This is a genomic window from Arthrobacter globiformis NBRC 12137 (assembly GCF_000238915.1).
GTDB classification, from domain to species: Bacteria; Actinomycetota; Actinomycetes; order Actinomycetales; family Micrococcaceae; genus Arthrobacter; species Arthrobacter globiformis.
In genome coordinates this window covers 18,436-30,431 of the sequence record NZ_BAEG01000010.1, presented here as the reverse complement: position 1 = coordinate 30,431, position 11,996 = coordinate 18,436, and the positions used below count along the sequence as shown (strand labels likewise).

Below are 11,996 nucleotides of genomic sequence, written 5' to 3'. Positions count from 1 at the left end.
TTGCTACAGACGGCCTGCCCGGGCGCTTTCAGCCCGCTTCTAGAGGTCGCCGATTCCGGAAACAAGCTCCGCGTGGCCCTCGCCGAGGCTGTACGAGAGCCCGATGACCGCCGCCCGGCCCGACTCGATTGCGTCCGAAATCACACGCGAGCTGTCCACGAGGCGCTGCGAGGTCTGCTTGACATGCTCCACCACCATGTCGTTGACCTCCGTCTGCTCGTTCCGCAGGGAGGTGAGGACCGACGGCGTGATGCGCTCCACGAGGTCGCGGATGAAGCCCACCGGCATCTGGCCGGTTTCTACGGCGGATTTCGTGGCACTGACCGCGCCGCAGCTGTCGTGGCCGAGGACCACGATCAGCGGCACGCCGAGCACGCCGATGCTGTACTCGAGTGAGCCCAGGACGGCGTCGTCAATGACCTGGCCCGCGGTCCGGACGACGAAGACGTCGCCGAGTCCGACGTCGAAAATGATTTCAGCGGCGAGCCGCGAGTCCGAGCAACCGAAGATCACCGCGAAAGGATGCTGGTTCTCCACCAGCGAGGACCGCCGGGAGGCGTCCTGGTTCGGGTGCGAGGATTCACCGGTTACAAAGCGTTCGTTGCCTTCGCGCAGACGGCGCCAGGCCAGGGCAGGAGTCAGGTAAGTTGTCACGGCCCCACCTTACGGTGCGGGGCTCGCCGACGGGGAAACGGTGACAGCAGGGTTACTTTCCAGGGACTTGACGACGGCGGCAGCCAAGACCGCGAACTCCTCCAGGTTGGCGTCTCCCGCCAGGACCACGGTGGTGCCGCGGTAGGCAAGCACCATGCTCTTCTCGCCCTTGCCGGTGTCATGGAGTTCCCATTCCTTGCCGCCGGCGTTGCGCGTGCCGGTGACCGGGGCGCTCTTGGTCTGCTGCACGAGCCAGGTGGGGTTGGCCTTGCTGGTCTGTGTCAGGCCGATGAATTTTTCCTTCGGGGTCACGTACCCGACCTCCCAGGCCGCGACGCCGGTGCCCGAAGCCGCCGCCCAGCGGGCGTAATTCGGGTGGAATGTGTCACCTGCCGCGGGGGCCACCGGTGTGAATCCCGCCACACCCTTGGCGTTGCTGGCGACGGCGCTGACGTCGATGTTGGGCCGGAAGCCGTCCGACTTCGGGGACGGATTCATCAGGACGATGGGCAGGAACGCAGCGACGCTTACCAGCAGGGCGATGATCATTCCGATCACCGAGGCATTCGCCCGTTTTGCGGCAGCCGCGGGGATTACCGGCTTGACGGGGTGGCCGGCCGTAGCTGGGGATGGGGTGGGAGCCTGCGCGCGGCTCGAGGGGGCGGACTGGTCCTGCGTATCACTCACCCTTCTATAGTCGCCCATGCAGGGTCCGAACTCACATTCGAAACCGGCGGCGGTGAGGCCCTCCGTGCGTTACGAGGCGGGGTCATTCGCCGCCCAGGGGCCCGCGGCGGCGACTATGATCAGTTACAGAGGAATCACCGCGATGGTCGACTCAGGCCTGGCGGGTTCAATGATCGCCACTCGAAGAAGAGGTTCACGTGTCACCAGCGTCCATCACCCAGAAGTACTCAACGCTTTCCCCGTCGCTCGCCGTCGGAATTGACGAGCCGGACCGCAACCTCGCCCTTGAACTTGTCCGCGTCACCGAAGCTGCGGCAATCGCCGGCGGCCACTGGGTGGGCTTCGGCGACAAGAACAAGGCGGACGGCGCCGCCGTCGACGCGATGCGTTCCTTCCTGCAGACCGTCCACTTCAACGGCGTCGTGGTCATCGGTGAAGGCGAAAAAGACGAAGCCCCGATGCTGTTCAACGGCGAACAGGTCGGTGACGGCACCGGCCCCGAGTGCGACGTCGCCGTCGACCCCATCGATGGAACCCGCCTGACCGCACTCGGCATCAACAACGCCCTGGCTGTCCTGGCCGTCGCCGAGCGCGGCTCCATGTTCGACCCCTCCGCCGTGTTCTACATGGAGAAGCTGGTCACCGGTCCTGAGGCCGCCGACATGGTTGACCTGCGTCTGCCGGTCAAGCAGAACCTGCACCTGATCGCGAAGGCCAAGGGCGTGAAGGTCAACCAGCTCAACGTCATGATCCTGGACCGTGACCGCCACCGCCCTCTGGTCGAGGAAATCCGTGAAGCCGGCGCGCGCACCAAGTTCATCATGGACGGCGACGTTGCAGGTGCCATCGCGGCTGCCCGCTCCGGCACCGGCGTTGACGCCCTCATGGGCATCGGCGGAACCCCGGAAGGCATCGTGGCGGCCTGCGCCATCAAGTCCCTGGGCGGCGTGATCCAGGGCCGGCTGTGGCCCACGAGCGACGACGAGAAGCAGAAGGCGATCGACGCCGGCCACGACCTCGAGCGGGTCCTGTCCACGAACGACCTCGTCACCAGCGACAACTGCTACTTCGCCGCCACCGGCATCACCGACGGCGACCTCCTCCGCGGCGTCCGGTACAACAAGGAGAAGGTCCTGACGCAGTCGATCGTCATGCGCTCCAAGTCCGGCACCATCCGCTTCGTGGACGGCGAGCACCAGGCCAGCAAGTGGGAAGGCTACGCCCGCAAGAGCTAGTCCCTCCGCTTCCCCAGCGCCCTCCTAGCGCGAACGAACACTTGAGCCCCGCATCCGCCATGGATCCGGGGCTCAAGTGTTCGTTCGCGCATGGTTGCGAGCCGGTCAACGCTCAGGTTCCCGAGGCCTGGCGCCGAAGCTGCCCCTGCAGCGTTGCCCTGACCTTCTCGAGAACGAAGGGTTTATCGCCGTCGAGGTCATCTTTGAAAATTCTGAGCTCGGTCCAACCGAGGCGGTCCGTGGTTTCCTTACGCTTCCTGTCACGCGCGGCCTGGTCCGGACTTGAATGGTGCGCGCCGTCATATTGCAGCGCGAGTCGGTATTGCGGGTAGGCGGCGTCGGGCCACATCGCGGGCTGGCCCCAGCTGTTGCTGATCACATGGTTTAGAACTGGTTCGCCGAGCTTGGTGCGGGCAAGCACCAGGCGCATTCTGGTCTCCTGCGGGGAGTCAGCCCCAACGCGGATCTCTGGGAGTGCAAGCCGCGCCGTTTTCATGCCCCGCATGCCCGGGTGCGCGGCAATCATGCGGCGTAGGTCATCGATCGTGGCCAGGGGAGTCCTTGGTTTCGGGAAGTCGGGCCCGTGGGCAACCACCACCGAATCTCCTGCTGCGATCAGCTCATCAACAGTGAGAAGTCCTGCGAGATCAAGCCAGGTCCTGGCTGGTGAGGTAACCCGGACGCCGTCGTGCATCACCACCTCTCCGGGCTTGAAAGTCATCCGGTGACCAACCACGTTGCGCCGCCGCGGCTGGCTTCCGTTACGGTCACGCGCAACCTGGATCCGCCAGTCCTCCTGCATCCAGCCGGGAAGGCCAAACTCCCAGATGCGGGCCCCGGAGTGATGGGTAAGGGTCGATTTGTCATCCAGCGCAGTGTAGGCGCGCAGGTTCGCCGGAGTCGTCGCATCCCCCTGCAGTGGAACGCGGATCCCGCGTGAAGGAATGGCTACATCAGGTTTTCGCTGACGCCGCCGGGACACCCCCGACGCAGCGGCACGGGATGAAGTGAATGATCCTCCGAGCAAGTCACGGGGAAGCGGCGAGAGACCCATGCTCCAGTGTGCAACGGTCGAAGAGCCCGTTGGACGTTATCCACAGGAGCAATTCTTGCTTTAAGCGCGAACGAACACTTGAGCCCCGCTAATTTCCGGGCGGCGGGGCTTAAATGTTCGTTCGCGCTCAGCGGGCGGGGCCTAAGTGTTCGTTCGCGCTCAGCGGGCGGGGCCCAAGTGTTCGTTCGCGCTCAGCGGGCGGGGCTTAAATGTTCGTTCGCGCTCAGCGGGTGGGTCGCTTGATGAGTGCCTTGATGCCGTCGCGCAGTTTGCGGGCCACCTGGTAGGCCGCGTAGCGGGGCCGGTTGACGGGCAGGTCCCAGGTGCCGGGGTAGGCGATCTCGCGCCCGCCGAAGGACTTCTTGAACGCGGTGAACCCTGCCCACTTGTGGTCGGGCTGGTCGGCCGGGGCCACGCCCCACAGGTCCACGTGCTTCAGGCCCTTCTCCTGGGCATCGGCCATGAGCGTCACCAGGAGGGGAATGCCCGCGCTGAGCTTGCGGTGGGTGTCATCCATGGCCGCGTGGGCGTACGTCCGGGTGTCCGCCGAATCGTAGGCCAGAGCTGCCGCTACCGGGCCGCCATGCAGGTCGGCGATGAACAGTGTGGCCGCGCCTGCTGGCATCAGGGACTGGGCCACCTGCGTCAGGTACTCGTCACTCTGCGGTTTGAAGCCGTTCCGCCGCGCCGTCATGTGGAGGAAGTTCAGGAGCACGCGGATGTCCTCGGGATCCTGCGTGGTGCGGAACGTGACGCCCTTCTTGTGGATGTTCCGGTACAGGTTGCGGTTGACCGGCTTCATCTCCGCCAGGACTTCCTTGAAGTCCCGGTCAAGGTCCACGATCCAGCTGAGTTCGGGCTGCTGGTTGACCGGGGCAGGCTGGAGGCCCCGGCTCCGCAGTGCCTCGGGAGCACCCTCAGGATCGAGACCGGCAGTCACCGGCTCGATCCGGATGAAGACGGCGCCGCAGGACTTTGCCAGTGCCCGGAGGGCCACCAGTGCGGCGTCGAACGCCTCAACCGACTCGGCCACAGGCCCGTAGGGCGCATAGAGGACCTTGCCCGCGGGGTTCTTTTCCTCGATGGCCAGGAAACTCCAGCCGGGACCGGACTGCCGGTGCACGTGGCGTCCCAGTGACTTCTGGAAGTCCTCCCAGGCTTTCGTTTGCAGGAAATACTCCACAGCGGTCAGGCCTTCATCGAGGTGGTCACGGCGAAGGCCACGGCGTTCTCCGTTGCCCCGGACACAGGGTGGACATTGACGGGGGCGTCGGTGTCCGGCAGGAAGGCACTCGCGCCGTGGCCCAGCCGAAGGTCGCCCTTCGGCGAGTCAAGGATCACCGAACCGGCAACGACAATAACCACCGCGGCGCCCGACTGCGCCAGCGGAACAGGCTCGCCGTCCGGCTGCAGTTCGATCCGCTGGAGCTGGAACTCGCGGAACGGCGGGAAGTACAGTTCCTGTCCGAGTTCGGAGGTCACCGGCTGGAGCATGGGAACGTCCACGGATTCGAAGGCAATCGTGTTCAGCAGCTCGGGAATGTCAATGAATTTGGGTGTCAGTCCGCCGCGAAGCACGTTGTCCGAGGACGCCATCACCTCGACGCCGAGCCCGTGCAGGTAGGCGTGGACTTTGCCGGCCGGGAGGTACACGGCTTCGCCGGGTTTCAGGGACAGCCGGTTCAGCAGGAGGGAGATCAGCACCCCGGGATCGCCGGGGTACTCGCTGTTGAGGCTCAGCACCGTGGAAAGCTCGAGCTGGTATGGAGACAGGGGTGCGCCCGAGGCCAGCGCGTCGACCACCCGGGACGTCGCTTCCCTGACTGCCTCGCCCCCGGCGATCAGCCGTTCGAACGCCAATCTCAGCGCCGTCGCCTCCTCGGGCTGGGAAAGGTCGTCGATGACGTCCTTCAGAACCTGCGGGACACCGTCTCCGGGGAGCTCAAGGCAGCCCGCCAGGTGGAGGAAGATGTCGCGGGACTTCTCCGGTTTCCGGAAACCGCACAGCGACTCGAACGGAGTCAGCGCGAAAATCATCTCCGGCTTGTGGTTGTCGTCATGGTAATTGCGGTTTGCTGCGGCGGCCGGTATGCCGGCGGCGTTTTCGCGGGCGTAACCGGCCCGGGCCTGCTCAAGGCTCGGGTGCACCTGCAGCGACAGCGGCTTGGCGGCGGCGAGGAGCTTAGCCAGGAACGGCAGCCGCGGACCGAACTCGGCTACCGAAGCCGCGCCCAGAAAATGTTCCGGGTCCTCGCCGATGAGTGCGTCCAGCGGCGTCGTCGTGCCGTCCGGCCGGGTGGCCACCGACGGCGAGTCAGGATGGGCACCGATCCACAGCTCGGCTTCCGGACCGCCGGACTCCGGCCGGCCGAGCAGGCCGGCGATCGCCGTCGTCGATCCCCAGGCATACGGCCGCAGGACATTCTCTATCTGGTACACGCCTGGTGTTCCCCCTTTTTTTGATGTACGTATTGCTCAAAGCGTGCTGCGGCTATTGCTCAAAGCGGTGCGCACTGGCCGTTGGTGGCCACGAGGTCGCGGATAGCCTGCTCGTTGCCCTCACGCTTGAACTGGTTCAGCATCGCTTCCGTGATCGGTTCCCCCTCAGGGGTGGTGGTCACCGGGGTGAAGTCCGACGACGACGAGGGTGACGGTGAGGGGGTGGTGGCCGGAAGGCCCGCCAGGGGACCTGCGGCGCCCGCGGCGGAGAGCCTGCCGGGCACGGAACCCGGCTGCACCAATGTATCCTCCAACGCGGCGTCCCCGGGCGCGGCGGCCGGCGACGATTCGGAGCTGGCGGACGCGAGCAGCTTCTTGACCCGGTCATGGATCTGGTCGAAGTCGGGCACCGTGGAGAAGGACGCATCGAAGTCCGGCGGGCCGATGGTGAGCCGCTTGATGTCCTGGCCCTTGGCCTTCATGGCCAGATCTACGAAGCTGCCGAGCTGGCTGGCGGAGACGTTGGAGTCCACCACCTTCGTGCCGGCGTTGGCGATGTCCTCGAATTTCGCCAGCAGCGTTGCAGGGTCCAGCTGTTTCAGCATGGCCTGCTGGACGCACTGCTGCCGCGCGATCCGGGCGTAGTCGTCCACGAATTCCCGGGACCGGCCGTACCAGAGGGCGTGGTAGCCGTCCAGCTTCTGATCTCCGGCCGGAATCCAGCCCAGGGGCATGCCATGGATGCCGTTGGCCTCGTCAATCATGTCGCCGCTGATGGGCACCCAGCCGCCGGCCTTGATCCGGATGCCGCCCATCGCGTCAATCAGCTTCGCGAAGCCGTCCATGTCCACCAGCACATACGCCTGCACGGTGATGCCGAGCGTGCCCGAAACCGCCTCCAGGGTGGCCTGCGCTCCGGGATCGGCGACACCGGGGTAGAGGTCCTTGTGCTCGTTCGTGACCTCGGTGTTGATCGCGTTGATGAGGCATTCGTCGCCGCAGTTGTAGCCTTCCGGATAGATCTTGCGCATGGGCGAACCCTCGCTGAACTGGGCGTTCTGCAGGTTACGCGGCACGGAGATGATGGCTGTCTGGCCGGATTTGGCGTCCACGCTGAGCACCGACAGGCTGTCCGGGCGCCGGCCGGTCCGGTCTGCACCGGCGTCGCCGCCCATCATGAGGAAGTTGTAGCGGCCGTCCACGGGGTCGATGGCCGGGCCGCCGGCAAAGATGCTGCCGATGGCATTCCGGCTGACGTTCAGCAGGTAGGCGGCGTACCCCAGCGATCCGCTGCTCACCACCATGGCAAGGACAAGGGCAACCACGACGGCGGGCCGCATCCGGGTGGGCAGCAACACCGGCCGGATGAGCCGCAGGGTGTTGACGAACAGCACCAGCCAGCCCACTGCCAGCGCAGCAAGGACAAGGACGATGAGCAGCGACGCAACCGGATTGGTGATGATGTTGATCAGCAGGGTCCGGTTGGTGAACAGCAGTACCAGGGAAAGGACCACGAGCAGCCAGGCGCTGAGCGTCACGCGCAGGGCGATCCGGCCCAGCTTGCGGTCGCCGGCCACGATCTGGGCGCTCCCGGGCACCAGCAGCGTGAGCAGGATCAGCAGGAACGCGCGCTTGGTCCGGACAGGTTCAGCAGCGCTCGAGGGGTTGCGGACGGGATCCGTCAGCGGGCCCTGGGACGGCAGGTCGGTGTTGGACATGGCAGACCCCTACCGGCCGCTCCGCAGAGCCACGTTTGCGTCGGAGAAGACTTCGTTCACTTTCTGGCGCAGGTTGGCGCCCTTCCGGCTCGCCACGTCATTGAGTTCCTGGGCGAAATCCAGGAGCTCCGTGCGGAGGCGGGCGGAGAGTTCATCGGTGCCCGACGCCAGCATGCGGACGGCGAGCAGGCCTGCGTTCCGGGCCCCCGCGATGGAGACCGTGGCCACGGGACCCCGGCGGGCATCTGGACGATGGAGAGCAGGGAATCCATGCCGTCCAGGGTCTTGAGCGGGACCGGGACACCGATCACCGGCAGGGGAGTGACTGACGCCAGCATGCCCGGCAGGTGCGCGGCGCCGCCGGCACCGGCAATGATCACGCGGAGGCCGCGCTCGTGCGCGGTCTGTCCGTAGCGGATCATCTCCGTGGGCATGCGGTGGGCGGAGACAACATCCGCCTCGAACGGAATGCCGAACTCGGCCAGGGCATCTGCCGCGGCCTCCATGACGGGCCAGTCCGAATCCGAGCCCATAACGAGGCCGACGAGGGGAGCGGGGGCACCGGTTTCCGGGGCTGCAGCGGATTCGTGGCTCATGGGGTCTCCTCGGTGGTGCCTGATGCCGCGGCCGGCAGTCTGCCGTCACGGATGATGTTCGCCACAACGGTGGCCCGCTGGCGGAGGGAGTCAACGTCGCCAGCGGACGCGCCCACCAGGTTGACGTGCCCGATCTTTCGGCCGGGACGCACGGACTTGCCGTAGCAGTGGACCTTGGCGGCCGGTTCTGCGGCCAGCGCGGCCGGGAAGGCGGAGAAGAGGTCCTGGTTATCGCCGCCCAGGAAGTTCTTCATCACGGCCACCTGGCCCAGGACGTCCGTCGCACCGAGGGGCAGGTTCAGGACCGCCCGCAGGTGCTGTTCGAACTGGCTGGTGACGGAGCCGTCCTGCGTCCAGTGCCCCGTGTTGTGGGGCCGCATCGCCAGTTCATTGATCAGGAAGCCGGCGCCGCTGCCGGGCGTCTCGAACATCTCCACGGCCATGACGCCGGTGACGCCGAGCTCATTCGCGATCCGGAGGGCAGCCTCTTCGGCGGCCGCGGCCACCTCAAGGGAAATGTTCTGTGCCGGCGCGATCACTTCGTCGCAGACACCGTCCACCTGGATGGTGTGGACCACCGGCCAGGCGCGGGACGCCCCGTCCGGAGTGCGGGCAACGAGTGCCGAGAGCTCGCGGCTGAACTCGACCTTGGCCTCGGCGAGGAGCGGGCTCATGGCCTCGAACCAGTCGGCGGTCTCCGCGGCTTCCTCTGCCGAACCGACGATCCGGACGCCCTTTCCGTCATAGCCTCCCCGCGGCGTCTTGAGCACCACGGGCCAGCCGATCCGGTCCCCGAAGCTGACCAGCCCCGCGACGTCGTCCACTGCGGCCCACTCGGGGTTGGGCAGCTCGAGGCGGTCGATGGCCTCACGCATCACCAGTTTGTCCTGGGCGTTGACCAGCGCGTCCGGGCCGGGCTGGACGTTCACTCCGGCTTCGATCAGGGCATAGAGGTGGTCGCCCGGGACGTGCTCGTGGTCAAAGGTCATCACGTCCAGGCCCTTGGAGAATTCCATCAGGGCCGCGAGATCCTTGTAGTCGCCCACGGGGGCATTGGGGACGGCGGAGACTGCGGATACGTCTTCGCCTTCAGCCAAAACACGGAGTTCAAAGCCCAGGGCGGTGGCGGCCGGGGCCATCATGCGCGCAAGCTGGCCGCCGCCAACCACGCCGATTACTGGAAAAGTCACATGTTCCAGCCTACAGAAAAGGAGCGCGGTTGCTGTCTTTCATGGCTGGGAAGCTCCCCAAGTCGCCCGATTTTCTGCTGCGCGGCGGCTGATGGGGCCCTCCGTCGCCGGGACGCACTGAGGCTACTCCCGGGAAACGGCGCTAAAATGGGAGCTTGGCCCAACGGCCCCCACTATTCAGACGGCCACGGAGGGTCATGATTAACACACTTGCAGAGCGCATCCGGGGACTCGCCTCGCTATTCTGGCGCGAGGTGGCGAAGTTCGGTGCCGTGGGCGGTGTGGCGTTTGTCATTGACAACGGGCTGACTTATTACCTGATGCACGGACCCATGACGGACAGCGAGGCCAAGGCCCGCTTTGTGGGCGCCACCGTCGCCACCGTCTTTTCCTGGATCGCCAACCGTCTGTGGACGTTCCGGCACCGCCGCCAGGCCAACGTGCTCCGTGAATTCCTGATGTTCATCCTCATCAACGGCATCGGCATCGGCATCTCCACCGGCTTTACGGCCCTGGCCAAGTACTCCCTGGGCGTCACGGACAAGAACATGCTCTTCGCCGCGGGCATCGTCGGCATTCTGGTGGCCACGGTTGTCCGCTTCTTTGCCTACCGGTTCCTCGTCTTCAACCAGGAACTGGACCAGGAGCCGGAGTTCTCGCACGACCACGAGATCCTCGAAGTGCACCACCACCACTCCGCCCAGCCGGCCGAGCGCGTCCTGGAACCCGACGTTGACGACCCCGAGCGGCCCGTCCGGCCGAGCTAGGCCCGGCCTCCAGGGCTAGCTCCGTCCGGCCCGCCGGGCAGCTCACTCGCCGTGGATGCGCTCGGCCGTCAGCAGCTTCTCGGTCAACTCCACATCGCCATGGACCAGAACCACCGAACCGTCGGTCTTCCACACGCCGAGGGCGTTGGCCAGCGCCGCCTCAAGGCCGTCGGCCGCACGCACCAGGAGCCTCGCGCTCGGCTCGTGAACCGCGGCAAACTCCGCCAGGAGGGCCTCGTGCCGAACGGCTGCCCCGCCTGAGCTGCGCACCGCAGGAGCACCAGGGTCGGGGTCATTGTGGGCCATGAACACGTCACCGTGGGAGCGGACCTCCGCGGCGTAGTCGAGAACTCCGGCGGGCAGGTCGCCCGGCCATCGCATGGCCAGGGCCGGCAGCGGCACTGCAACGACGGCGTCGAAGCCGTCCTCCGCGGCGTCCGGCTCGGACGTGGCAAGCAGGTCGGCGTCGCCGGGTCCGAGCACCACTTCCAGGCCCAGCTGCCAGGCGGCGAGGGCCCAGACAATGGATTTCCAGTGTGCGGGCAGGTCCAGCCGCAGCCGCATCCCCGGCTCGGCGTCGAGTTCGTCCTGGAGCAGGTTGCTGGTCTTTGCGACCCAGTTGTCGAGCACGCGCCCCGAGAGTTCCACCCGCTCCGCATCGGGGCCGTACCAGGTCAGGCGCGGCGAAGTGGAGTGGCCCGAGCGCAGGGCCGTCATCAGATCAGTGGCCGGGATGTTCATGGCTTCATCTTGCCACGCCTTCCGGCGTGATCTCCGGCACAACAGTTTGTAACGTCGTTTGCCTTAACCGGCCGACCAGCGGCAGAATTGCCGGAATTGCCAGCGCGCCGGACGGGATACTAAGGTTGCTGTCAAATTCAGGGCGGGCGCCGCGCGGTACGGGAAAAAAATTCCCGGGCGTGGCGCGCCTGCTGATCTGGCCCGGCATTGATTATTATTCCGTCGCGGCTTGACTCCCCCTACTTACACGCGTGTAATTAGATATCGAAAAGCCGCGGCGAACTCTCAGGATCACCACGTAGTGTCCTGAACGTCGGGGCCGGGGGCCGCACTACTCAGGAGGGGACGCCATGGGGCAAGCGGAGCGTATGCATGATGATGCTGTTATGGCCGGCCAGGCCACAGCAAAGTACAGGTCTCGGGGGGTACCCAGCGACTGGTACGTAGATCCGGCTGATCCGGACGCCGCAGAGCGGTACAACAAGGACACGTCTGCCTCGCTTCAGGATCAGGCCACGGCCTTCCTGGCCCAGCATGACGCCCTCCAGAATGAGTCCCTGCTGGCCGGCCGGCCGGAGCAGGACGAGGACGATCTTGATCCCCCCATGGAGATCCGGAACCCGGCACCCTCCACCCTGGCCCAGCCGGTGTGGATCGGGTTGCCGCTGGGACAGGATTTCGACGACGAAGGCGAGCTTGGCTGGCAGACCGACGCGCTGTGCGCCCAGACGGATCCGGAGGCCTTTTTCCCGGAAAAGGGCGGTTCCACGCGGGACGCCAAGAAAGTCTGCGGAGCGTGCAGCGTCCGCTCGCAGTGCTTGGAGTACGCACTGGCCAATGACGAACGGTTCGGGATTTGGGGTGGCCTCTCCGAGCGTGAGCGCCGACGGCTGAGGAAGCGAGCGGTCTAATTCT

11 protein-coding genes and 1 pseudogene are annotated in these 11,996 nt (G+C 66.1%); 3 read left to right on the top strand and 9 right to left on the bottom strand.

Annotated elements, in window-relative coordinates; translation table 11 throughout:
• Positions 1 to 39 precede the first annotated feature (39 nt).
• Positions 40 to 654 carry a carbonic anhydrase gene (locus tag ARGLB_RS01300; RefSeq protein ID WP_003797999.1) on the bottom strand — a complete coding sequence of 205 codons (615 nt, stop codon included), beginning with the start codon at positions 652 to 654 and terminating at the stop codon, positions 40 to 42.
• 9 nt (positions 655 to 663) lie between these two features.
• A complete protein-coding gene (locus ARGLB_RS01295) occupies positions 664 to 1,359 on the bottom strand; it encodes a DUF4245 domain-containing protein (RefSeq protein WP_003797997.1) in 696 nt (231 codons plus the stop codon).
• A gap of 179 nt (positions 1,360 to 1,538) precedes the next feature.
• Here ARGLB_RS01295 and glpX point away from each other — a divergent pair, with 179 nt between their 5' ends.
• Positions 1,539 to 2,576 (top strand): class II fructose-bisphosphatase, encoded by a 1,038-nt coding sequence (glpX, locus tag ARGLB_RS01290; RefSeq protein WP_003797994.1) that lies wholly within the window; start codon positions 1,539 to 1,541, stop codon positions 2,574 to 2,576.
• A gap of 112 nt (positions 2,577 to 2,688) precedes the next feature.
• Here the strand turns inward: glpX and ARGLB_RS23920 are convergent, their stop codons facing one another.
• The 6 genes and pseudogenes from ARGLB_RS23920 to ARGLB_RS01260 form a co-directional block, all read right to left on the bottom strand.
• A complete protein-coding gene (locus ARGLB_RS23920; RefSeq protein ID WP_245531448.1) occupies positions 2,689 to 3,297 on the bottom strand; it encodes an endonuclease domain-containing protein in 609 nt (202 codons plus the stop codon).
• A gap of 556 nt (positions 3,298 to 3,853) precedes the next feature.
• On the bottom strand, positions 3,854 to 4,813 hold the full coding sequence (locus tag ARGLB_RS01280) for a lipid II:glycine glycyltransferase FemX (RefSeq protein ID WP_003797987.1): 960 nt from the start codon (positions 4,811 to 4,813) through the stop codon (positions 3,854 to 3,856).
• A gap of 5 nt (positions 4,814 to 4,818) precedes the next feature.
• Positions 4,819 to 6,069, bottom strand: coding sequence for a mannose-6-phosphate isomerase, class I (gene manA / locus ARGLB_RS01275; protein WP_003797985.1), 1,251 nt, complete (start codon positions 6,067 to 6,069; stop codon positions 4,819 to 4,821).
• Positions 6,070 to 6,128: 59 nt separating this feature from the next.
• Complete coding sequence (locus tag ARGLB_RS01270) at positions 6,129 to 7,787, bottom strand: LCP family protein (RefSeq protein WP_003797983.1); 1,659 nt, start codon at positions 7,785 to 7,787, stop codon at positions 6,129 to 6,131.
• A gap of 9 nt (positions 7,788 to 7,796) precedes the next feature.
• Positions 7,797 to 8,383 (bottom strand): annotated as a pseudogene (purE, locus tag ARGLB_RS01265) (5-(carboxyamino)imidazole ribonucleotide mutase).
• The gene (locus ARGLB_RS01260; RefSeq protein ID WP_043417649.1) at positions 8,380 to 9,525 is read right to left on the bottom strand and encodes a 5-(carboxyamino)imidazole ribonucleotide synthase; all 1,146 of its coding nucleotides are present in this window, start codon (positions 9,523 to 9,525) and stop codon (positions 8,380 to 8,382) included. The pseudogene purE and the gene ARGLB_RS01260 overlap by 4 nt, the downstream one beginning before the upstream one ends.
• A 245-nt stretch (positions 9,526 to 9,770) precedes the next feature.
• On the opposite strand from ARGLB_RS01260, the gene ARGLB_RS01255 reads away from it, so the two are divergent.
• A complete protein-coding gene (locus tag ARGLB_RS01255; RefSeq protein ID WP_003797977.1) occupies positions 9,771 to 10,340 on the top strand; it encodes a GtrA family protein in 570 nt (189 codons plus the stop codon).
• Between the two features lie 42 nt (positions 10,341 to 10,382).
• On the opposite strand, the gene ARGLB_RS01250 is transcribed toward ARGLB_RS01255, so the two are convergent.
• Entirely contained in the window at positions 10,383 to 11,081 is a 699-nt protein-coding gene (locus tag ARGLB_RS01250; RefSeq protein WP_003797975.1) for a TIGR03089 family protein, read from the bottom strand.
• A gap of 350 nt (positions 11,082 to 11,431) precedes the next feature.
• Here ARGLB_RS01250 and ARGLB_RS23915 point away from each other — a divergent pair, with 350 nt between their 5' ends.
• The gene (locus tag ARGLB_RS23915) at positions 11,432 to 11,992 is read left to right on the top strand and encodes a WhiB family transcriptional regulator (protein WP_003797973.1); all 561 of its coding nucleotides are present in this window, start codon (positions 11,432 to 11,434) and stop codon (positions 11,990 to 11,992) included.
• Positions 11,993 to 11,996 lie beyond the last annotated feature (4 nt).